Annotated in this window: 25 protein-coding genes and 1 tRNA gene; 19 read left to right on the forward strand and 7 right to left on the reverse strand. The window is 59.8% G+C overall.

Annotation, left to right across the window (positions count from 1 at the left end):
- Positions 1 to 49 precede the first annotated feature (49 nt).
- Positions 50 to 1,783 carry a CvpA family protein gene (locus VV088_RS05560; RefSeq protein WP_334599778.1) on the reverse strand — a complete coding sequence of 578 codons (1,734 nt, stop codon included), beginning with the start codon at positions 1,781 to 1,783 and terminating at the stop codon, positions 50 to 52.
- Positions 1,784 to 1,960: 177 nt separating this feature from the next.
- Here VV088_RS05560 and gltX point away from each other — a divergent pair, with 177 nt between their 5' ends.
- The gene (gene gltX, locus VV088_RS05565; RefSeq protein WP_334599779.1) at positions 1,961 to 3,445 is read left to right on the forward strand and encodes a glutamate--tRNA ligase; all 1,485 of its coding nucleotides are present in this window, start codon (positions 1,961 to 1,963) and stop codon (positions 3,443 to 3,445) included.
- Positions 3,446 to 3,476: 31 nt separating this feature from the next.
- Here the strand turns inward: gltX and VV088_RS05570 are convergent, their stop codons facing one another.
- On the reverse strand, positions 3,477 to 4,307 hold the full coding sequence (locus VV088_RS05570) for a putative RNA methyltransferase (RefSeq protein WP_334599782.1): 831 nt from the start codon (positions 4,305 to 4,307) through the stop codon (positions 3,477 to 3,479).
- Positions 4,308 to 4,435: 128 nt separating this feature from the next.
- On the opposite strand from VV088_RS05570, the gene nth reads away from it, so the two are divergent.
- Positions 4,436 to 5,080 (forward strand): endonuclease III, encoded by a 645-nt coding sequence (gene nth, locus VV088_RS05575; RefSeq protein ID WP_334599783.1) that lies wholly within the window; start codon positions 4,436 to 4,438, stop codon positions 5,078 to 5,080.
- 22 nt (positions 5,081 to 5,102) lie between these two features.
- Here nth and VV088_RS05580 read toward each other — a convergent pair whose 3' ends face one another.
- Positions 5,103 to 5,246, reverse strand: coding sequence for a hypothetical protein (locus tag VV088_RS05580; protein ID WP_334599784.1), 144 nt, complete (start codon positions 5,244 to 5,246; stop codon positions 5,103 to 5,105).
- Between the two features lie 374 nt (positions 5,247 to 5,620).
- Between VV088_RS05580 and VV088_RS05585 the strand changes: the two genes are divergently transcribed.
- From VV088_RS05585 to VV088_RS05625, 9 genes are read left to right on the forward strand one after another with little or no spacing between them, the layout of a single operon-like run.
- Positions 5,621 to 5,998, forward strand: coding sequence for a DUF2975 domain-containing protein (locus VV088_RS05585; RefSeq protein ID WP_334599785.1), 378 nt, complete (start codon positions 5,621 to 5,623; stop codon positions 5,996 to 5,998).
- Positions 5,999 to 6,009: 11 nt separating this feature from the next.
- The gene (locus tag VV088_RS05590; RefSeq protein ID WP_334599786.1) at positions 6,010 to 6,231 is read left to right on the forward strand and encodes a helix-turn-helix domain-containing protein; all 222 of its coding nucleotides are present in this window, start codon (positions 6,010 to 6,012) and stop codon (positions 6,229 to 6,231) included.
- Complete coding sequence (locus tag VV088_RS05595) at positions 6,228 to 6,365, forward strand: hypothetical protein (RefSeq protein WP_334599787.1); 138 nt, start codon at positions 6,228 to 6,230, stop codon at positions 6,363 to 6,365. The genes VV088_RS05590 and VV088_RS05595 overlap by 4 nt, the downstream gene beginning before the upstream one ends.
- Positions 6,362 to 6,928: a hypothetical protein gene (locus VV088_RS05600; protein ID WP_334599788.1), complete on the forward strand. Its 567-nt coding sequence runs from the start codon at positions 6,362 to 6,364 to the stop codon at positions 6,926 to 6,928. Before VV088_RS05595 ends, VV088_RS05600 begins: the two co-directional genes overlap by 4 nt.
- Before the next feature lie 19 nt (positions 6,929 to 6,947).
- Positions 6,948 to 7,310: a hypothetical protein gene (locus VV088_RS05605; RefSeq protein WP_334599789.1), complete on the forward strand. Its 363-nt coding sequence runs from the start codon at positions 6,948 to 6,950 to the stop codon at positions 7,308 to 7,310.
- Positions 7,303 to 7,866: a hypothetical protein gene (locus VV088_RS05610; RefSeq protein ID WP_334599790.1), complete on the forward strand. Its 564-nt coding sequence runs from the start codon at positions 7,303 to 7,305 to the stop codon at positions 7,864 to 7,866. Before VV088_RS05605 ends, VV088_RS05610 begins: the two co-directional genes overlap by 8 nt.
- A gap of 55 nt (positions 7,867 to 7,921) precedes the next feature.
- Positions 7,922 to 8,197 carry a YabP/YqfC family sporulation protein gene (locus tag VV088_RS05615; RefSeq protein WP_334599792.1) on the forward strand — a complete coding sequence of 92 codons (276 nt, stop codon included), beginning with the start codon at positions 7,922 to 7,924 and terminating at the stop codon, positions 8,195 to 8,197.
- Between the two features lie 9 nt (positions 8,198 to 8,206).
- The gene (locus VV088_RS05620) at positions 8,207 to 9,424 is read left to right on the forward strand and encodes a sporulation protein YqfD (RefSeq protein WP_334599793.1); all 1,218 of its coding nucleotides are present in this window, start codon (positions 8,207 to 8,209) and stop codon (positions 9,422 to 9,424) included.
- Between the two features lie 16 nt (positions 9,425 to 9,440).
- Positions 9,441 to 10,421, forward strand: coding sequence for a PhoH family protein (locus VV088_RS05625; RefSeq protein ID WP_334599794.1), 981 nt, complete (start codon positions 9,441 to 9,443; stop codon positions 10,419 to 10,421).
- Here the strand turns inward: VV088_RS05625 and VV088_RS22710 are convergent.
- Together VV088_RS22710 and VV088_RS05630 are read right to left on the reverse strand one after the other, a co-directional pair.
- The gene (locus VV088_RS22710) at positions 10,343 to 10,570 is read right to left on the reverse strand and encodes a hypothetical protein (RefSeq protein WP_442913115.1); all 228 of its coding nucleotides are present in this window, start codon (positions 10,568 to 10,570) and stop codon (positions 10,343 to 10,345) included. The genes VV088_RS05625 and VV088_RS22710 overlap by 79 nt on opposite strands.
- A gap of 141 nt (positions 10,571 to 10,711) precedes the next feature.
- Positions 10,712 to 10,788, reverse strand: a tRNA-Pro gene (locus VV088_RS05630).
- 105 nt (positions 10,789 to 10,893) lie between these two features.
- Between VV088_RS05630 and VV088_RS05635 the strand changes: the two genes are divergently transcribed.
- From VV088_RS05635 to VV088_RS05670, 8 genes are all read left to right on the forward strand, one after another.
- On the forward strand, positions 10,894 to 11,928 hold the full coding sequence (locus VV088_RS05635) for a M23 family metallopeptidase (protein ID WP_334599795.1): 1,035 nt from the start codon (positions 10,894 to 10,896) through the stop codon (positions 11,926 to 11,928).
- Complete coding sequence (locus VV088_RS05640) at positions 11,928 to 12,542, forward strand: peptidase M50 (protein WP_334599797.1); 615 nt, start codon at positions 11,928 to 11,930, stop codon at positions 12,540 to 12,542. Before VV088_RS05635 ends, VV088_RS05640 begins: the two co-directional genes overlap by 1 nt.
- Positions 12,543 to 12,576: 34 nt before the next feature.
- Positions 12,577 to 14,421 (forward strand): TIGR03960 family B12-binding radical SAM protein, encoded by a 1,845-nt coding sequence (locus tag VV088_RS05645; protein WP_334599798.1) that lies wholly within the window; start codon positions 12,577 to 12,579, stop codon positions 14,419 to 14,421.
- On the forward strand, positions 14,414 to 15,079 hold the full coding sequence (locus tag VV088_RS05650; RefSeq protein WP_334599799.1) for a TIGR03936 family radical SAM-associated protein: 666 nt from the start codon (positions 14,414 to 14,416) through the stop codon (positions 15,077 to 15,079). Before VV088_RS05645 ends, VV088_RS05650 begins: the two co-directional genes overlap by 8 nt.
- A gap of 18 nt (positions 15,080 to 15,097) precedes the next feature.
- On the forward strand, positions 15,098 to 15,283 hold the full coding sequence (locus tag VV088_RS05655; RefSeq protein ID WP_334599800.1) for a DUF4177 domain-containing protein: 186 nt from the start codon (positions 15,098 to 15,100) through the stop codon (positions 15,281 to 15,283).
- Positions 15,284 to 15,286: 3 nt separating this feature from the next.
- On the forward strand, positions 15,287 to 15,652 hold the full coding sequence (locus VV088_RS05660; RefSeq protein WP_334599801.1) for a thioesterase family protein: 366 nt from the start codon (positions 15,287 to 15,289) through the stop codon (positions 15,650 to 15,652).
- A 237-nt stretch (positions 15,653 to 15,889) separates the two neighbouring features.
- Positions 15,890 to 17,032 (forward strand): sodium ion-translocating decarboxylase subunit beta, encoded by a 1,143-nt coding sequence (locus VV088_RS05665; protein WP_334599802.1) that lies wholly within the window; start codon positions 15,890 to 15,892, stop codon positions 17,030 to 17,032.
- A gap of 17 nt (positions 17,033 to 17,049) precedes the next feature.
- The gene (locus VV088_RS05670; protein ID WP_334599803.1) at positions 17,050 to 17,172 is read left to right on the forward strand and encodes a sodium pump decarboxylase gamma subunit; all 123 of its coding nucleotides are present in this window, start codon (positions 17,050 to 17,052) and stop codon (positions 17,170 to 17,172) included.
- A 26-nt stretch (positions 17,173 to 17,198) separates the two neighbouring features.
- Here the strand turns inward: VV088_RS05670 and VV088_RS05675 are convergent, their stop codons facing one another.
- Both VV088_RS05675 and VV088_RS05680 read right to left on the reverse strand, forming a co-directional pair.
- On the reverse strand, positions 17,199 to 17,465 hold the full coding sequence (locus VV088_RS05675) for a DUF6514 family protein (RefSeq protein ID WP_334599804.1): 267 nt from the start codon (positions 17,463 to 17,465) through the stop codon (positions 17,199 to 17,201).
- Positions 17,466 to 18,052: 587 nt separating this feature from the next.
- Positions 18,053 to 19,234, reverse strand: coding sequence for a nucleoside recognition domain-containing protein (locus VV088_RS05680; RefSeq protein WP_334599805.1), 1,182 nt, complete (start codon positions 19,232 to 19,234; stop codon positions 18,053 to 18,055).
- Positions 19,235 to 19,371: the final 137 nt, after the last annotated feature.

Genomic DNA, 19,371 nt, shown 5'->3' on the forward strand with positions numbered 1-19,371 from the left:
GGGTGAAACCAGGCCCGTCCGGTTGTCCGGACGGGCCTGCTGCATGTTATCAGGAACTGGAACGGGGCGGCTCTGCCTGCTCTGCGGGGGGAACGGGTGGAATGACGGTCAGGGTGTAAGCATCCAAAATGGTGGAATGGCTGTCCTCAACGGCCACGGCGTGCTCAATGATGACAAGATTGCCCACGCTCAGCGTGACCACCTCCCGGTTCTGGGCGGCGGAGATGGAGTAGAAAACCTTCTCGCCCTGGAGGCGGATGAAGTAATAGGAGTTACCTTCGATGACGGCGGTGCGGATCTCGGCGATGACGCCTTCGGTCTTTGTCTGGGGAAGCAGTTCCACCTGAGTAACCCCCTTGTCGGTAAGCATCTGGATATACTTTTGCTCACAGACCGGGACGGTGTCTCCGATGGCCACAATGTCGTACCGGGCCACGTTGACCATGGCGTAGGTTTTGACCAGGTTGGCGGCGTCCTTCAGGGGGATGAAGTAGGTGGGCTCCCCGGCGATGTTCAGCAGCAGGGGGAAGGTGGCCCGGTAGTTCAGGTCCTGGACCACGCCCTCGGCCGAGGCCTGGGCGGCGGACTCGGTGGCGCCGGGGGCGGTGTAGAAGTGGGTCTCCTTGGTGCGCTGGTTGGTGAGCAGGAAACCCAGGTTGGACTGGTCGGCGTTGGCGGAGGTGACGCCGGTGTACATATACACATCGTCGTTCATGGCGATGTAGTTGTAGCCGCTGGTGGTCTGGGTCACATCCTTCTGGCCCAGGATGGAGTTGATAAAGCCGTGAATCAAGGTGCCGTAGTAGTCGTACTGCTGCATAATCAGCTCCGGGACGTAGAGGGTGTCCACCCAGTTGGGGACCTCCTCGTAGTACTGGCACTGACCGGTGACGGCGTCTACCAGCACGGCCCCCTGGATGTCCACCCCGCCGAACAGGCCGATGCGCTTGACCACCCGGGGGGCAATCCAATAGGGGTGGCCCTCCTCGTCAATCTCAAACTCCGGGGTGGCGAACATCATCGTGGGGTAGTTGAACCGCAGATGGCGCATGATGTTCCGGTTCAGCGGCTCGGAGAAGGAGTACTTCATCCCCTCGCTGAGCCGGGTGACGGTGGCCTGCTGGGTGACCATGTCCACCACCACATAGGCGGGCAGGCCATTGCCCCGGTTGGTGAACCATTTGATCAGATCTGCGTAGGCGATGGGGGCCACCCGGACGGGCCGGCCCTGGTAGTTGATCTGGGTGGAGTCGCCCGAGTACTCAAACTGACTGACCATGTCGCTGAGGGTACCCATCTGCCGGTCTCCCAAAAACTCGGCGGAGGAGCGGTCCAGGGTGGGGATCTCGTCAAAGGAAATTTGGGCCACGTCGGCAGCGAAGTCGCCGGTCTGAACGGTGAGCAGCTCCCGGTAGGCGGAGGCCCGGAAAACGGGCATGGAGATAATCTGCCCCACAATGGCCACCACAATGATGGCGGCAAAGAGAATCAGCACGGGCAGACAGCTCTTCTTGACGAACAGGAACCACTCCTTGATCTTCTCCCTTGGGGTGCGCACAACAGAGTATTCACCCTGGTTCAGCGGTTTGGCGGACAGCACAAAGACGCTGATGGTGTACACGAGACACAGCAGAAGCAGGAAGCTGTAGAAGTCACCCGACTGGAGGTTGATGGCGGGCAGGGACACGTAGAAGTACGCAAAGCCCACCGCCGCCGTGATCAGCAGGCTGACCAGCAGACTGCCCGCCCGTCCCATGGGCTTTCTATTCTTTTTTTCTTTCAAGATAAAATACTCCTCTCTGGCTGTGGAGGCAGCTTTTGCCACCCCCGCGGCACTTTCTATATAGCATATACGCTTTTTCGGAAAAAAGCAATGAACAGAAGATTAAAATTTAAAACCCTTGCCAAGCCGGGAAAAATTCACTATAATAAGGAAAACCTGTTTACTGGAGGAGAGAACATGGCACTTGATATGAAGTATTTTGAGGAGATGGAGGCCAAAATCCCCAAGGGCAAGGTGCGCACGCGGTTTGCGCCCTCCCCCACGGGGTACATGCATGTGGGCAACCTGCGCACGGCGCTGTACACCTGGCTGATTGCCCGGAACGCCGGGGGAACCTTCATCCTGCGCATTGAGGACACCGACCAGGGCCGCCTGGTGGAGGGAGCCACCGACGTGATTTACAAGACCCTGGCCGAGTGCCATCTGGACCACGATGAGGGACCCGACGTGGGCGGTCCGGTGGCCCCCTATATCCAGTCGGAGCGGCGGGACACCTATGGCAAATACGCCCGCCTGCTCATTGAGAAGGGCTGCGCCTACTACTGCTTCTGCGAAAAGGCGGAGAGCGCCGAGGATACCGGCGACTTCAACCGGGCGGAGGACCCCTGCCGGGCTCTGTCCCTGGAGGAGGCTCAGGCCAGAGTGGACGCCGGGGAGCCCTACGTCATCCGCCAGAAAATCCCCCAGGAGGGGGACACCACCTTCCGGGACGCCATCTTTGGCGACATCACCGTGGAGAATCAGACCTTGGACGACCAGGTGCTCATCAAGCGGGACGGCATGCCCACCTACAACTTCGCCAACGTCATCGACGACCATCTGATGGGCATCACCCACGTGGTCCGGGGCAGCGAGTATCTGTCCTCCGCTCCCAAGTACAACCTGCTGTACGAGGGCTTCGGCTGGGAGGTACCCACTTATGTCCACTGTTCCCCCGTCATGCGGGACGCCCAGAACAAGATGTCCAAGCGCCACGGCGACCCCTCCTACGAGGATCTGAAGGAGCAGGGCTTCCTCACCAGCGCCATCCTCAACTATGTGGCTCTGCTGGGCTGGTCTCCACGGGGGGACATCGCTGAGCAGGAGGTCTTCTCTCTGGAGGAGCTGGCCCGGGCCTTTGACCTGGCGGGTATGTCCAAATCCCCCGCCATCTTCGACATTGAGAAGCTGACCCACTTCAACGCCCTGTATCTCCGAGCCATGTCCCCGGAGGACTTTGCGGAGGCGGCCAAGCCCTATATCCGGCAGACTGTAAAGGATGAACGCCTGCCGGTGGAGGAGATCGCCGCCCTGCTCCAGGCCCGGTGCGAAAAGCTCACCGATATCCCGGAGAAGGTGGCCTTTTTCCAGGAACTGCCGGAGTACAGCGCGGACCTGTTTACCAACAAGAAGTCCAAAACCAACCCGGAGGTGTCCAAGGCCATGCTGGAGGCGGCCATCCCCATGCTGGAGGCCCTTTCCGACTGGACCCAGGATGCCGTCCACGACGGGCTGGTAGCTCTGGCGGAGCGGCTGGAGGTTAAGAACGCCACCCTCATGTGGCCGGTGCGCATTGCCGCCGCCGGTCAGGCCGTCACCCCCGGAGGTGCGGTGGAGATCTGCCGCATTCTGGGCCGGGAGGAGACCATCCGCCGCCTGCGGCTGGGACTGGACAAGCTGTAAGACGAAACGAGCCGCCAATTGGCGGCTCGTTTTATGTCCTCTGGTACAGATGCAGGTCAAAGCCGACTTGACAAGTCAGCCGGTCCAGCCGGTCCAGCCGGGCGACACCCTCCTTGGGAGTTTTCCAGGCGTAGGGAGTCATGTGGAACAGGGCCATGATGTCGCTGGCCCCCTCTAAATTAACTGTATAGCGTATTTCCTTTACATCACGCCAGACAAAACCGCTGTAGTCCTCCTGCTTGATTGGATTTTCGTAGGGCTCCCGATACAGGACCTGCTTCATCTCCCACAGATGCCGGTCGGAGGGCACCGCATAGCAGAACAGCCCGCCGGGGCGGAGCACCCGGGCGAACTCCTCCGCCGCCAGCGGGGAAAAGATGTTGACCAGCACGTCTGCGGACCGGTCCGGAAGGGGCAGATGGTACACCGACGCCACGGCGAATTCTGCCTCCGGGACCCGCTTCGCTGCCCGGCGCAGGGCGGCCTTGGACAGGTCCACGCCGACAATCCGAGGTTCGCGTTTCGCCTCTGTCAGCGTCTGGAACAGCCCGGCGGTGTAGTAGCCCTCGCCGCAGCCGCTGTCCAGAATGACAGGAGCGGACCGCCTTTCAGTGTGCTGTGAAATTGCTTTACACAGGCTGTCCCGCAGGGGAGCATAGTATCCCTTGTCCAGAAAGGCGGAGCGGGCAGCCACCATGGCCTTGTCGTCGCCGGGGTCCTTAGAGTGCTTCTTGTTGGCGGGGAGCAGATGGACATACCCGGCGGCGGCCCGGTCGAAGCTGTGCCGGTTGGGACAGAGCCAGCGGGTTTCCTCCCGCTCCAGAGGGGTCCCGCACAGGGGACAGCGGAACAGACTTTTCATAGACAGTCACCTCGTTCCTTCATCATAGCGGGAAGGACAAAAAAATACAAGGGGATTTTGCCAAAAACCCTCGAAATGTCCCCGGGGATGTGGTAGAATGGGAAAAAACATCCGAGAGGTGATTCGTTATGAACAAGACGCCGGAGGAGGTCCGCGCCATTGTGGAGGAGCTGAAGGTGCTATATCCCGAGGGCATCTGCTCCCTGGAGTATAAGAAGGACTACGAACTGCTCTTTTCCGTCCGTCTGGCTGCCCAGTGCACCGACGAGCGGGTGAACAAGGTGACTCCCGCCCTTTACGCCCGGTTCCCCACCCTGGAGGCGCTGGCCGAGGCGGATATCTCTGAGGTGGAGGAGTATATCCACTCCACCGGCTTTTTCCGGGCCAAGGCCAAGGATATCGTCCTGGCCTCCCAGATGCTGCTTCGGGACTACGGCGGCAGAGTGCCCGACACCATGGAGGATTTGCTCCGTCTGCCCGGCGTGGGGCGGAAGACCGCCAACCTGATTTTGGGGGACGTGTACCACACCCCCGGCGTGGTGGTGGCGGACACCCACTGCATCCGCATCACCGGCCTGTTGGGCCTCACCGACGGTACCAAGGACCCCGGCAAAGTGGAGACCCAGCTGCGGGCGGTCCTGCCCCCGGAAGAGTCCAACGACTTCTGCCACCGGATGGTCCTCCACGGCCGGGCGGTGTGCATCGCCCGGAGACCCCAGTGCGCGGACTGCACCCTGCGGCCCTGGTGCGACCACTTCGCGAAAAATTGCTGAATCCAACATGAAAACGCCGGGGTCAGTCCCCGGCGTTTTCCCGTCCCTTCGGTTTGTACTGATCTTCACCGGTTTCGATGAACAACAGAAAATCATTGATTTTTTTTTCACTCCACCCATCAGACCTCAAACCGAGAAGAAGCCGCGCGATCTCCTGCATATTCATGGGGATTCTCCTTTCCTGATTGACGTTGGTCCGTGTAATTGCATCCCTATTATATCATAAGGGAGTCAAAAATGGAATGCTTATAATTTATTGATAAACAATAAAAATATATTGACAATCAGTTTTTCCTGTGTTAGGATGGGGCCAACTGAAAGGGGGAATTTTCCATGGAAAAGACGGCTGTGCAGAGATTGGCTGCCGTTTTAAGGACTATGGTGCTGATTGTTTTCGTGCTGAATTTGCTCTGCCTGCTGTTTGTACCTGGAATGGCCGTGATTTGCCTTGACAGGGACACAATGGCAGATCCGGAGTGGCGGAAGGCGTTGGCATGGGCCTTGCAGGAGAGAGGGCTTCTTTTGGTTGGAGTTGTCTGTTTGGGCGGATTCCGCAGTCTGTTGGAACATGCGCCTGTGGGTGTGCTGAGCCTGTTTTTCTGGGTCTGCGGGACGTGTACTGCCTTGATTTTATGGCAGGCCAGGAGCGTGCTGGACACCATTCTGGCAGGGAACCCCTTCCAGCTCAAGAACGCCCGGGCGCTGAACCGGGCGGCGGTGTGCTGCTGGATCATCTCAGGGGTGGCTCTGCTGCGGCTGCTCTGGTGGCTGTGGCACGATCACAGCGCCGCCCCCTTCTTCACCTACGACGCCCTGTTTATCCCCGCGTTTTTAATGGCCGGTCTGCTCTTTCAGGTGATGTCCGCCCTGTTCCATCAGGCGGCGGAGCTGAAGGAGGACCAGGACCTGACCATTTAGGGGGTGTGCCTGTGTCGATTATGGTAAACCTGGACGTGATGATGGCCAAACGGAAGATGTCCCTGGGAGAGCTGGCCCAGAAGGTTGACATAACCATGGCCAACCTGTCCATTTTGAAGAACAACAAGGCCCGGGCGGTGCGCTTTTCCACTCTGGAGGCCATCTGTAAGGCCCTGGACTGCCAGCCAGGGGATATTCTGGAGTATGTGCCCGACGGGGAGGAGAAGACATGAGAGAGAAGGGAAGGACGTTTTTGAAAGCCTTATGTAAACTTGCGATTCAGGCGCTGGCGGTTCTGGCCGGGGTATTGGCTGCCCTGTGGCTCTTTGCGCACATCATTTTCCTGGGAGGACCGAGGCTGCTATGAGTTGGAAGCGGTTTCAGCGGGGAATCTGGACCCTGCTGGCGGTGTGCGCCGTCGGTATATTCCTGATGTGCGTGGTCAGCGGCAGGGGGTACACGCTGGTGTTCGGCCAGGTAGACGACGGGACAATCACGTGGACCCTGATTTCCGTTTTCCTGCTGGCCCTGGTGGTCTGGGGAGATGGGGCCATTGTGGCCTTCACAAGGGGCTGGGAGCGGGTTGTTTTTCTGATTTTTGTCCTGGCGGCGGAGGGGCTGCTCCTGCTGACGGTCCTGTTTTTCTCGTTTTACTTCTATACCAATCCCACATATTACCCGATTTATGACCCCGACGGGGAGGTGGGGCTGGTGGTCCGGCACGAGAGCTGGCTGTTCGACTGCTGGGGGCAGTTCTATCTGCCCGCAGGCCCCTGTCTGCTCCGCCGGACCGGCGTGACCTACGCGGCCCACGACCTCTGGCCCTTTCACGACGGCTATTATGAAATCCAGTGGACGGAGGAAAGCATCGTCGTTCACTACAACACGGGGATGGGGGAGTGGGAGACCTGTACCGTGCCGCTGGACTGAGACGTTTGGAGGAAGTGCAATGAAAATTGTTATTATGTCAATCGGAGCCCTGCTGTGCCTGACGCTGTCCGGCTGCTGCGGGGGAGAACATGCCGACCTGGTAGTGGTCAACAACAGCGGCCGGGATGCCTGCTCCATCGTTCTGGAGTACAGCGGCAGTACCGAGACGGTCCAGGCGGCGGACGGCAGCACCCTGCTGAAGCCGGGCCAGACCTACGGCCTGGAGCTGGAGGAGGGGGAGGTGCTGGTCACCCTCCGGGACCGGGCTCAGAGGACCATCGGCCAGAGCCGGGTCACCCGCCAAGAGGGAGAGCGGCTGTTCCTCACCTTCGACGGCGGGACAGAGGGCAGCTTGAGCGTGGAGGAGCGGCCCCATGGGTGAAATAATCAGTTTGATGATGCTTGCGGGTGTCCCGATTTTAGGTGTGATCAGTATGGGCTATCTCCTCCGCTGTGATGAGAAGCGCCGTCAGAGGATGGTGAGGACAGCGGCGGTGTTTTTGGGGGCGTTGGTCCTGATGATAGGCGGGAATTTTGTGCTGTCGTTCTTCGGGCTGGCGTGGCGGCGCACCTCGTGGGCTGTCCTGCTGGGAACGGTCTTAATCAGCAGCTGGGTGGGGATCAGTCTTGTAATGGATGGCTTTTTGTGCGGAGAATGGCTTGGTGTCTCTTTGATCCTGCGGTGGGTGATAAAGAGCGTGGTCGTTCTTTTGACCGGTGCGGTGCTTATGGTATCAATGGTCTTGTTCATATTTGCCTGTGCTCTTTTCGGAGATGATTTAGGAAAGGTCATTGAACATCAGGACCAGCCCCTGGTGGAGGTGGACGACGGCTTTCTGGATTCCCATTACAGCTACTACGCCTACTACGGCCCGCTGGTCCGAGGGATGGAGCGGATATGGGAGAGTCCCTACCCCATAAAAGAAGGCCCCGGCTGAAAAAGCAGAAAGTTTCCCCTCTCCCCGTCATACAAATAGGGGAGAGGTGATTTTTATGAAGCCCCGGAGGTTTGGATTTTTGGAACGGACGGCGGAGGTGTTGGATCTTCCCGCCGATGCCCTGGCCGGCCTGCCCAAGCTGGAGCTGGTGGGGGACTGCGAGCTGCGGGTGGAGAACCACAAGGGCATCCTGGCCTACGGCCGGGAGGAGATTCACATCAGCGGCGGCATATATCTCATCAAGATTGCGGGCCGGGAGCTGGAGCTGCGGGCCATGACCGGTGTCGAGCTGCTCATTACCGGAACGATCACCCAGATCTCGCTGGCGTAGGGGGATTGTATGAGGAAGCTGATGAATCTGATCCTGGGGATGGTGGTGGTCCGGCTGACCGGTCCCTTTCCCGAGCGTTTGATCAACCTGTGCGCCCAGGAGGGCATCGATTTCTGGGCGATGGACTGGCTGGACGAGCACACCATCCGCCTGACCACCCGGCGGTACACGCTGGGCCGCTTTCTGGAGCTGGCAGGGCGAGCGGGGTGCGAGGTGGAGCGGGAGTCCAGCCAGGGCCTGCCCGATTTTGTAAACCGGTTCCGCACCCGGTATGCCTTTTTGGTGGGGCTGGTCTTCGCCCTGTGCGCGGTAAGCGTTTTGTCCCGCTTTGTGCTCACCATCCAGGTGAGCGGGAATGAGGAGGTCCCCTCCGCTGTAATCCTCAGCCAGCTGCGGCAGCTGGGGGTTCGGCCTGGGGTGTACGGTCCCGGCCTGAACCGCAGGCAGCTGGCCCAGGAACTGCTGGTCCAGGTGGACGGCCTGTCCTGGGCAGCCCTCAACCTCTACGGCACCCGGCTGGAGGTCGTGGTCCGGGAGGCCATCCAAACGCCGGAGCGGCTGGACGAGTCAGGATACTTCGACGTGGTGGCGGAGGCGGACGGCGTAGTCACCCATATTGAGCCGGAGTGGGGAGAGGCTCTGGTGCAGGACGGAGATGTGGTGGCCAGGGGGGATATCCTCATCTCAGGGACCGTCACCATGCCGCCGCCGCTGTACAGCGAACTGCCGCCCCGGTACTACCAGACCCATGCCCGGGGACGGATCTGGGCCAGGACCTGGCGGGTCCTCACCGCCGTCATCCCGGTGGAGGCCGCAGTGAAGGAGTATACCGGGAGCGAAAAAAGCGTCTGGTCCTTGAATGTTTTGGGACAGCGCGTCAAAATTTTCGGAACTACTAGCATTTCCTGGCCAATGTATGATAAAATAACCACAGTGCGTCAGGCGGCCCTTCCCGGCGGGGACGCGCTGCCCCTGTCTCTGAACCGGGAGGTGTTTCGGGAGTACCAGCTCCAGACGGTGGAGGTGGATCTGGCCGCCGCCCAGGCCCTGCTGGAGGAGCAGCTTCTCCAGCGGCTGGACCTCCTCACCGGCGAGGACGGGGAGGTTGAGTCCACCCAGTTCACCGCCCGGATGAACGACGGCTGTCTGGAGGTCACCCTCACAGCCCAGTGCCTGGAGGAGATCGGCCAGGAGCGGCCGGGGGAGCACCCCCTAGAATCTGATTAGGAGAGATTTTTGACCAATGACAGAACAGACCATCAGCTTAGAGCGCCTGGAGGAGACCATCAATGTCTTCGGCTCCTTCGACGAGAACATCCGCATCATTGAGCGGGAGATGGGGGTCACGGTGGTGAGCCGGGATTCCATGCTCAAGGTGGCGGGGGAGGACCCGGAAGGGGTCATGTACGGCGTGAAGGCCATTGAGAACCTGATGACCCTGGCCTCCAAGGGGGAGGCCATCAACGAGCAGAATGTGCGCTACATCGTCCAGCTGATCCGGGAGGGGAAGGACGATCAGATCGTTCAGCTGGCCGGGGACGTGATCTGCGTCACCGCCAAGGGCAAGCCCATCAAGGCCAAGACCCTGGGACAGAAAAAGTATGTGGAGGCCATTAAGAACAACGTGGTCACCCTGGGCATCGGCCCCGCCGGAACGGGCAAGACCTATCTGGCGGTGGCCGCCGCCGTAGCCGCCTTCCGGGCCAAGGAGATTAACCGCATCATCCTCACCCGCCCGGCGGTGGAGGCAGGGGAGCGGCTGGGCTTTCTGCCCGGCGACCTGCAGAGCAAGGTGGACCCCTATCTGCGCCCGTTGTATGACGCCCTGTTTGAGATGCTGGGTCCGGAGACCTATCAAAAATACCTGGAGCGGGGCAACATTGAGGTGGCTCCCCTGGCCTACATGCGGGGCCGCACGCTGGACGATTCCTTCATCATCCTGGACGAAGCCCAGAATACCAGCCGGGAGCAGATGAAGATGTTTCTTACCCGGCTGGGCTTCGGCTCCAAGATTGTCATCACCGGCGATATTACCCAGATCGACCTGCCTGCTGATAAGGTGTCCGGCCTGCGGGAGGCGATGCGGGTGCTGAAGGGGGTGGAGGACATCGCCATTCTCCGCCTGAACGAGTCCGATGTGGTCCGTCACGCCCTGGTGCAGAAGATCATCAAGGCGTATGAGGTGGATGAAGACCGGAGAGCGCCGAAAAAGGACAAGCGATGATCCGCTCCGTCGAACCGGGCCAGAACCGTCATCAGCATAGCACGGGTCATGGGGCTGTCGGGGGCGAAGGTGTTTTCTGCGGCCCTGAAGAACAGCTTTCGGGCCGCAGAAAAGGCGACTGTGTCCTTAAGCCATGCTCCGCTGGGCACATCCGTTCGGATTCCGTGTGGGCGTTGTGGAGATTGAGCTGTTCCAATCGCCAACGCTGTCCATCTTTCATGGCCTGTTGATTATTGAACCGAAAAAATAAGAAAAGTCTTGTATCCCAAGGGATACAAGACTTTTGAGGGTGGTCCGAGTGGCGGGATTTGAACCCACGGCCTCTTGGACCCGAACCAAGCGCGATACCAAGCTTCGCCACACCCGGATTGACTAGCTTAGTTATTATATTTGTTTTTTGGCCGTCTGTCAAGAGGAATATTACATGTCCCTCCAGAATACACTGAAAAAAATGGATTGAGGAGGGACCGCCATGTACAGCCAGAGCACACCGGTTATGAGCCGCAGAAGGAATGTCTACCCTTACAGACCAGTGTCAGCCCGGAGCCGGCAGCGGGGAGCCAGTCAGGAACGGGTCCGGCTGATCCAGCTGACAGTCTGTCTGGTGTTGTTTCTGGCGGTTTTCCTGTGGAAGGGCGTGTTTCCTCAGAAGCTGAATCAGGTGCGGGAGGATCTGTTTACCCTCATCACGACAGACTTGGACTTTCAGGAGGCGCTGGCGGAATTGGGGGAGTCGCTGGCGGGAGGGGACACCATGCTGGCTGATTTTGGAAGCTTCTGCGTGGAGGTGTTTGGGGGTGGCGCCAGTGAGGAGGAGCCGCCCCAGCCGGCGGCCTTTACACCTCCGCTGCCAGCGGAGAGCGCGCTCAGTGAGGAGCTGCGTTTTCTCAGCCAGGGAGCAGATGCGGCGGCCAGTACAGTCCACTACGCTGACTTGCCCCAGTATGGGCTGAACGTTACCCTGCAGGCGCCAGAGCCGCTTGAGGTCCAGGAGGAGGCCATGCCAGAGGAGGCATTGGCGGTTCCGGCGGGGACTGTGATCAGGGTATCGGACTACAGCGGTGAGGCGCTGCCCAACAACTACACCATGGACCAGCTGTCCCTGGGCGAGCTGGAGACGGTTACGCCGGTGATGGGCCATCTCAATTCGGAATACGGCTATCGGGACCACCCGATCAATGGAGTGTATCAGTTCCACGGCGGCGTGGACATTGGCGGACAGAACGGCGACCCCATCAGCGCGTTTGCGGCGGGAACGGTGGAGTATATCGGCAAGGATGACTCCTATGGACTGTATCTTCAGATCGGTCACGGCAATGGGGTCAAATCCTTTTATGCACATTGCAGCAAGATTTTAGTCTCAAAGGGGCAGACGGTGGCGTTGGGGGAGAAGGTGGCTGAGGTCGGCTCCTCCGGTTCGGCTACCGGGCCCCATCTCCATTTGGAGCTGAAATTTGGAAAAATGCACCTGAATCCCGCCTACTACGTGGACTTTTTGGAGCAGTGATGCGGCTGGGCAGGGTAGAGGTGACCGGCGGCTTTCTTCTGCTGGCGGCCTGGCTGAACTATCTGGACCGTTCCCTTCTGGTTCCGGCCGCGCTGACGGCCTGCGCTCTCCATGAGCTGGGACATATTCTGGTCATCCGCTTGCTGGGCGGGAACATTAAGGGAGTGCGCCTGACCGCCGTGGGTGCGGAACTGGTACTGGCCCGTCCCCTTGGGTATTGGCAGGAGGGGCTGTCCGCGCTGGCGGGACCGGGGACCAATCTGGTGCTGGCCCTGGCCTTCTGCGGGACGGCGGGCGGGCTGACCTTTGCGGGACTCAACCTGGCGCTGGCGCTGTTTAACCTGCTGCCAGTGGGACGGCTGGACGGCGGGCGGGCACTGTACTGTACCCTGGCCCTGCTGGCCGGGCCGGGCACGGCAGATCGGGCGGGGATCTGTCTGGACTGCCTGTGCACCGCCGGAACTCTGGCAGCGGGCCTCTTTTTGGCGCTGGTACGGGGCAATATCACCCTGCTGCTGGTCGCTTTTTGGCTGCTGGCTGTTTTTCTGCGCCAAAATATTTCTGGGTTTCCCCGAAATAAAGCTTGCCAGCGAGGCAGGAAAAAGGTACAATAGCCCTTGGTTTTACTTATGATCTGGGGGTTGCATAATGAATCGTACCTTGGAACACATTCTGCCGAAGGTGCAAAAGCCGGCCCGGTATACGGGCGGAGAATACAACGCGGTGGTCAAGGACCGGAGCCGGGTGAACGTCCGTTACGCACTGTGCTTTCCGGACACCTATGAGATCGGCATGTCCAATCTGGGCTGCCGCATCCTCTATGGGGTCATGAATGAGCGGCCCGACGTCTGGTGTGAGCGATGCTTTGCCCCCTGGGGGGACATGGAGGAGCAGCTGCGCCGTGAGGGACTGCTTCTCTACGGCCTGGAGAGCGGCGATCCCATCGCTGAGTTCGACATCATCGGGTTTTCGCTGGGCTATGAGATGGCCTATACCAATGTGCTCAACATGCTGGACCTGGCGGGTCTGGCGCTGCGCAGCGCGGACCGGACAGATTTCTCGCCGCTGGTTGTGGCAGGGGGGACCTGCTGCTACAATCCGGAGCCGCTGGCGCCCTTTGTGGACCTGTTCATCCTGGGCGAGGGGGAGGAGGTCACCCTGGAGTACATCGACCTCTACCGTCAGGCCCGGGACGAGGGCTGGTCCAAGGAGGAGCTTCTTCTGGAGGCCGCCAAGATCGAAGGGATCTATGTGCCCTCCCTCTATGAGCCGGTCTACCGCCCGGACGGCACCCTGGAATCAGTTGACATAAAAGCAGGGAGCGGCGCTCCGGAACTGGTCACCAAGCGGATTATCCAGGACATGGACAGGGCCTATTTCCCGGTAAAAACCATTATCCCCTCCACCGAGATCGTCCATGACCGGGTGATGCTGGAGCTGTTCCGGGGCTGTATCCGGGGCTGCCGGTTCTGTCAGGCGGGGTATGCCTACCGGCCGGTGCGCTCCCGCAGTCCGGAGCTGCTGGCCCAGTACGGAAAGGCCGCCTGTGAGGATTCGGGCTACCAGGAGATGACTTTGTCGTCCCTGTCCTCCACCGACTACCCCGATTTGCTGCCCCTGTGCGACGAGCTGCTGGACTACTGCGCCCCACGGGACATTGGCTTGTCCCTGCCCTCTCTGCGGGCGGATACCTTCTCCATGGGGCTGATGGAGCGGCTCCAGCGGGTGCGCCGGGGCGGGCTGACCTTTGCCCCCGAGGCGGGTACTCAGCGTCTGCGGGACGCCATCAACAAGAATCTGCGGGAGGAGGACCTGCTCCAGTCCTGCAAGACCGCCTTTGCCGGGGGCTGGAACGGGGTGAAGCTGTACTTCATGCTGGGCCTGCCCACCGAAACAGATGAGGACGTGCTGGGCATTGCCGACCTGGCCCGGAAGGTCTACTTCACCTGGCGGGAGTTTTCTCCCAACAAGGCCAGGGGGGTGCGGATCACGGTGTCTACCTCCTGGTTTGTGCCCAAGCCCCACACCGCGTTCCAGTGGGAGGCCCAAATTCCCGTGGAGGAGTACCAGCGGCGGGTGAATCTGCTGCGGGACGCCCTGAAGCGGGACAAGTCCATCACCTACAACTGGCACGACCCACAGACCAGCTATCTGGAGGCCATCCTGTCCAGAGGGGACCGGCGTTTGGCCGGTGTGCTGGAGTGGGTGTGGGCCCACGGGGGGAAGATGGACTCCTGGACGGAGTATTTCGACTACCAACGCTGGCTGGACGGCCTAGCCGCTTGCGGTCTGGACGGGGATTTTTATGCCCACCGGGAGCGGTCCCGAGATGAGGTCCTCCCCTGGCGCCGGCTGTCTACGGGAGTAAGTACTGAGTTCCTGTGGCGGGAGCGGGAGCTGTGCTATCAGTCAGCGACCACCCCAGACTGCCGCACCCGCTGCTCCGGCTGCGGGGCCAATCAGTTGCTGACAGGAGGTGGCCGCTGTGGCTGACCGGCTGCTGTTCACCAAAACGGGGCGGGCCCGTTACATCTCCCACCTGGACCTGATGCGCACCTTCCAGAGGGCTTTTGCCAGGGCAAAAATCCCCATCAAGCACACGGAGGGCTTCAATCCCCACCCCTTTGTGTCCATTGCTCTGCCGCTGTCGGTGGGCTTTTCCAGTCAGTGTGAGATCCTGGAATTCGGACTGCTGGAGGGGACAAGCTATGAGGAGGTCCCCGGCCGGCTCACCGCCGCCATGCCGGAGGGCATCATCATTCATCAGTGCTATCCGGCGGAGCGAAAGCTGAAGGATTTGCGTTATGTAAACTATATCATGACCTTCGACTACCCCGAGGGCCGTCCTCAGGAGACGGAGCCCGCTATGGCGGCCCTGTTCCGAAACGAGAGCCTGGTGGTGAAGAAGAAATCCAACAAGGCCAAGGCAGGCTTTACGGAGGTGGATATCATCCCCTGCGTCCGCAGCTGGCGCATTGAGTGCCAGAGCGATGCCATGATGGTGGATCTGGTAACCTCCGCCCAAAATCCTGGCCTGAATCCCGACCTGATCCGTGCTGCCTTCTGCGCCGAGTATCCGGAATATACCCCCGATTTTGTCACCTTCCACCGCCGGGAGGTGCTGGACGGGGAGGGAAGGCCCTTTCGATAACGCGAGAGGAGATATGTTATGTACACCTATGAATATGAGCGCATGTTCAGCCAAGGATTGATTCGCCTGCGGATCGAAGACCACGAAGCGGTGATTACCCAGCGGGCACAAGACGGCTGGCGCTATGTGGGCTATATCCCGGTAGAACAGAGTGCAGAAGGTCTGATTATAGAACTGGACTTGATTTTTGAAAAGGAGGTATGACCAATGGAAAAACCCACCCAGCACAGTCTGACCTGGACGGTAGACGACACCATGACCGCCAAGCGCATCGGTGCGGCGGGGGCGAAGATTCTGTCCACCCCCAACATGCTGGCTCTGATGGAGGCCTGCGCCCTGGAGCTGGCCCAGGAGTATCTGGAGGAGGGCATGACCACCGTAGGCGCGGAGGCCCACATCCGCCATCTGGCCCCCACTCCGGTGGGGATGAAGGTGACTGCCACCGCCACCCTGCGGGAGATCGAGCGGCGGAAGATGTGGTTTGACCTTGAGGTCCATGACGAGAAGGGGAAGTGCGGCGAGGGATCCCATCTGCGGATCATGGTGCCCCAGAAGGACCGCAGTCAGGGATAATTAAAATTGTCCTTGACAAAATTTGACGCCTGTGGTAACATACCCCTGCAACAAAGGGGAGTAGTCGGCGCGTCCTGACCAGCGCGCGGCACCAGTCAACAAGCATGTGCGGTCTGTAAGGCCGCTCTGGCTGTGCCTGAAATGACCAGACCTGCGTTCCGATGATTCGGAACGCAGGTCTTTTTTGATAGATGCTTCAAATCTGGAAAGGCTAAAGAAAAAAGGAGTGCAAGAACTATGGATTTTTCCTTCCTCTGGCAGGGCCTCTTGTCCATTACCTGGCAGCAGCTGGTCATGTATGTCATTGGCGGCCTGCTCATCTACCTGGCCATTGAAAAGGGCTTTGAGCCTGCGCTGCTCATGCCTATGGGCTTCGGCGCAATCTTGGTGAATCTGCCCCTGTCTGGCGTGATCAACCAGTTCAGTGCCGGGATCGGGGAAACCCCTGGCATCATCCAGTGGCTCTTTGAGACGGGCATTGAGGCCAGTGAGGCCATGCCCCTGCTGCTGTTCATCGGCATCGGCGCTATGATCGACTTCGGCCCCCTGCTGGCCAACCCCAAGCTTTTCCTGTGTGGTGCGGCGGCGCAGGCGGGGATTTTCCTCACCATCATCATCGCCGTGGTGCTGGGCTTTGACCTGAAGGACGCGGCCTCCATCGGCATCATCGGCGCTGCGGACGGCCCCACCTCGCTGCTGGTGTCCCAGACTCTGCGGTCCAATTACGTGGGCGCCATCGCGGTGGCGGCCTACTCCTATATGGCTTTGGTACCCATCATCCAGCCCTTTGCCATCAAGCTGGTCACCACCAAAGAGGACAGGGCTATGCGCATGCCCTACAAGCCCCAGGGGGTCACCCGCCGGATGCGCATCCTGTTTCCTATCGTTGTGACGGCCATTGCCGGTCTGGTAGCTCCCGCCTCAGTGGCGCTGGTGGGCTTCCTGATGTTCGGCAACCTGATCCGAGAGTGCGGCGTGCTGTCCACCCTCTCCAACACCGCCCAGAACGACCTGGCCAATCTGATTACCCTGCTGCTGGGCATCACCATTTCCTTCTCTATGAAGGCGGACCAGTTTGTCCGGTGGGAGACCTTTATGATCATGTGTCTGGGTTTGGTGGCCTTTGTGCTGGATTCCATGGCAGGCGTGTTCTTTGTCAAGATTCTGAACCTTTTCACACCCGGCAACAGGATCAACCCTATGGTCGGCGCGGCGGGGATCTCCGCGTTCCCCATGTCTTCCCGGGTCATTGAGAAGCTGGGACAGGAGGCGGACAGCCAGAACCATCTGCTGATGCACGCGATTGCCGCCAATGTGTCCGGCCAAATCGCCTCGGTCGTAGCCGGCGGCGTAGTGCTGCAGTATTTTGCCAACATGTGATAGAGGAGGGAACTGCTATGAACGAAAATCTGATCCAGGCCCTGGAGATGCTGGGGCAGGGGATGCTGGGCATCTTCGTCGTGCTGGGCGTGATTGCCCTGTTCGTCGTGCTGATGCAAAAGCTGGGCGGCAAAAAATAAGGAGAGGCCCTGTTAAGAAAATAACTTTACAGCCAGTCGGCTACCACGTCAGCCAGCCCAGCAGGACCGACCCGATTGTCTACCAAAAGGGTCATCAGCTCGTCAATGCGCCGGGCGCTGGTGGTGATGCCGGGAATGAAGGCGGCCTCCCCGTGCTCCTCGGTAATGCGGACGCCATAGTTTTCGCAGAAAAGTTGGGCCGTCTCTTCCTGGTCGACGGTGAGAAAATAGTGGAAGCGGCGCTGTTTTCCGGTCTGATCAGCGCACTGGCGGGTTGCAATCTTCATTTCCATGATATAGTGTCTCCTTTCCGTTGGAAGGCTTGATGGGCACATTATATAGTGTTTGTATGGATAGGAAAAGAGAAAGATATCGCAGAAAAATGCTTCAAACGACGGACTTCGGCACAGAGAGGGGCGACAGAAAACTATTTGAGTCGTTCCAGGACGGAATATCAGGAAAACTTTTGATGCAGGAACGCCCCTCCCTGTAAAGGCAACGACTTTACAGGGAGGGGCGGACCTGAAACTTGGAAAATTTGAAATTGGTCGGATTTTCTGAAACAATCACCGCATTTTATGACAGGATTTGCTATAAAGGAAAAAACTTTACAGTAAATCCGTCGGGTGCTAGAGCTTGAAGTCCTCCTCAGACAGGTGTCCGGAAGACAGCTTGGCCGGGCGGGGCGGCACCCGCTTCAGCGGATCATACCGGAAGGAGCTGCAGTGGGAACCAGCGGACATGACCCCCTTTTTGGGACAGATCACCTGATCCTGATCTAACCCCCGTCCCCGGGCACAGTAGGCGCAGCGGGGCTCAATGGATGTCTGAAACAGCTTGATGGCAAATCACTTCCTTCCGTCTGGTCTGGTTGGAATCATTATACTACACGCCGTCCCTCTTTTCCACTGTTTTTTTGCACCACATAGACGGTGAGCGCTAAGAATAACAGCCATACCCCCCAGGAGGCGACGGCGGAGAGGGTAAGCGCCCGCTGAAAATCCAGGTGCGCGATGGCCTCTGTCTGCTCTGCCAGATAGACGGAAGCGGGGCTGCTCAGGGGGACCGCCTGGAACAGCAGGCGGACCAATACGGCGGAGATCGTGCCGTGGAGCAGCTTGCCCGCCACATAGGTGCTTGCGGACAGTCCGCTGTCGCCTAAAAAGGCCAGCACCTGGCAGTGGACCGATACGCCCGCCCAGCCCAGCATAAAGGCTGCCATGGACAGCCGGCCGGACAGAGCGCCGTCGGTGAGGGAGGATACCCCGGAGGACACCTCCACCAGCCCGGTGAGCAGGCGCTCCGCCCAGGTCTGATCCATGCCCAGAGGGGCCAGCAGGACGGAGAGAAGACGGCCCAATGCCTCTAAGATCCCTGCACTGGCCAGGATGCGCAGGAATACGGTGAAAAACAGAATGAAGGCGCAGATGTTCAGGGTGGACTGGAGGGCTCCGGTCACCGAGCTGGTAAAGGCTCTGGGGAAACTAACCGTCTGGAACTGCGGCCCCCGGCTCCGGACGGTCTGGGGGCCTTCTCTTGGCTTGTAGAAGCGGAACAGCGCCCCAACCGTCAGGGAGGCCAGCAGATGGGCCAGATAGAGGAGCAGTCCCGCCGTTCCGCTGCCAAAGACCCCGGCGCCCACCACGCCCAGGATAAAGGCGGGGCCGCTGTTGTTGCAAAAAGCCAGCATCCGCTCCGCCTCAGTCCGGGTGCACTGGCCGTTCTCATAGATCTGGATGGCCGTCCGGGCTCCCACCGGATACCCGCCGATAAATCCCAGAGCCAGGGCGGCGGCGCAGTTCCCGTTCACCCGGAAGAGGGGGGCCATCACCGGCTCCAGCAGCTTTCCCAGGTACCGGGACATCCCAAGCTCGACCACCAGGGAGGACAGCACAAAAAAGGGGAACAGGGAGGGGAGGATCACGTTGCCGCACAGCCGAAGGCCGTCCCGCATTGCCTCCATAGACTGCTCCGGCCACAGGACCAGCGCCAGAGTGGCCCAGAGCAGTCCAGCTCCCAGCAGGATGTCCCGGTACTGAGCCTTTCCCACCAGCTTCCCCATAGTTCCACCTCGCATTCTCAAGCGCTTCTCAAAAACCTTATGCGGACGCGGGCAGATCCTTGCCTGTCCATTGGAAAATGGCAAAGAAAACGATTGCAGGATGAGCGATTTTACAGTATAATGAGCGGGAACGAAAG

This window comes from Lawsonibacter sp. JLR.KK007, assembly GCF_036941135.1.
GTDB lineage: Bacteria > Bacillota > Clostridia > Oscillospirales > Oscillospiraceae > Lawsonibacter.

Bases quoted from the DNA above. Each gene is read 5' to 3' on its own strand.
- VV088_RS05595 (WP_334599787.1), top strand. From the start codon at position 6,228: ATGAGAGAGAAGGGAAGGACGTTTTTGAAAGCCTTATGTAAACTTGCG.
- VV088_RS05615 (WP_334599792.1), top strand. From the start codon at position 7,922: ATGAAGCCCCGGAGGTTTGGATTTTTGGAACGGACGGCGGAGGTGTTG.
- VV088_RS05640 (WP_334599797.1), top strand. From the start codon at position 11,928: ATGCGGCTGGGCAGGGTAGAGGTGACCGGCGGCTTTCTTCTGCTGGCG.
- VV088_RS05670 (WP_334599803.1), top strand. From the start codon at position 17,050: ATGAACGAAAATCTGATCCAGGCCCTGGAGATGCTGGGGCAGGGGATG.
- VV088_RS05620 (WP_334599793.1), top strand. From the start codon at position 8,207: ATGAGGAAGCTGATGAATCTGATCCTGGGGATGGTGGTGGTCCGGCTG.
- VV088_RS05635 (WP_334599795.1), top strand. From the start codon at position 10,894: ATGTACAGCCAGAGCACACCGGTTATGAGCCGCAGAAGGAATGTCTAC.
- VV088_RS05675 (WP_334599804.1), bottom strand. From the start codon at position 17,465: ATGGAAATGAAGATTGCAACCCGCCAGTGCGCTGATCAGACCGGAAAA.
- VV088_RS05625 (WP_334599794.1), top strand. From the start codon at position 9,441: ATGACAGAACAGACCATCAGCTTAGAGCGCCTGGAGGAGACCATCAAT.
- VV088_RS05655 (WP_334599800.1), top strand. From the start codon at position 15,098: ATGTACACCTATGAATATGAGCGCATGTTCAGCCAAGGATTGATTCGC.
- VV088_RS05580 (WP_334599784.1), bottom strand. From the start codon at position 5,246: ATGAATATGCAGGAGATCGCGCGGCTTCTTCTCGGTTTGAGGTCTGAT.
- VV088_RS05680 (WP_334599805.1), bottom strand. From the start codon at position 19,234: ATGGGGAAGCTGGTGGGAAAGGCTCAGTACCGGGACATCCTGCTGGGA.
- gltX (WP_334599779.1), top strand. From the start codon at position 1,961: ATGGCACTTGATATGAAGTATTTTGAGGAGATGGAGGCCAAAATCCCC.
- VV088_RS05665 (WP_334599802.1), top strand. From the start codon at position 15,890: ATGGATTTTTCCTTCCTCTGGCAGGGCCTCTTGTCCATTACCTGGCAG.
- nth (WP_334599783.1), top strand. From the start codon at position 4,436: ATGAACAAGACGCCGGAGGAGGTCCGCGCCATTGTGGAGGAGCTGAAG.
- VV088_RS05660 (WP_334599801.1), top strand. From the start codon at position 15,287: ATGGAAAAACCCACCCAGCACAGTCTGACCTGGACGGTAGACGACACC.
- VV088_RS05645 (WP_334599798.1), top strand. From the start codon at position 12,577: ATGAATCGTACCTTGGAACACATTCTGCCGAAGGTGCAAAAGCCGGCC.
- VV088_RS05605 (WP_334599789.1), top strand. From the start codon at position 6,948: ATGAAAATTGTTATTATGTCAATCGGAGCCCTGCTGTGCCTGACGCTG.
- VV088_RS05610 (WP_334599790.1), top strand. From the start codon at position 7,303: ATGGGTGAAATAATCAGTTTGATGATGCTTGCGGGTGTCCCGATTTTA.
- VV088_RS05600 (WP_334599788.1), top strand. From the start codon at position 6,362: ATGAGTTGGAAGCGGTTTCAGCGGGGAATCTGGACCCTGCTGGCGGTG.
- VV088_RS05570 (WP_334599782.1), bottom strand. From the start codon at position 4,307: ATGAAAAGTCTGTTCCGCTGTCCCCTGTGCGGGACCCCTCTGGAGCGG.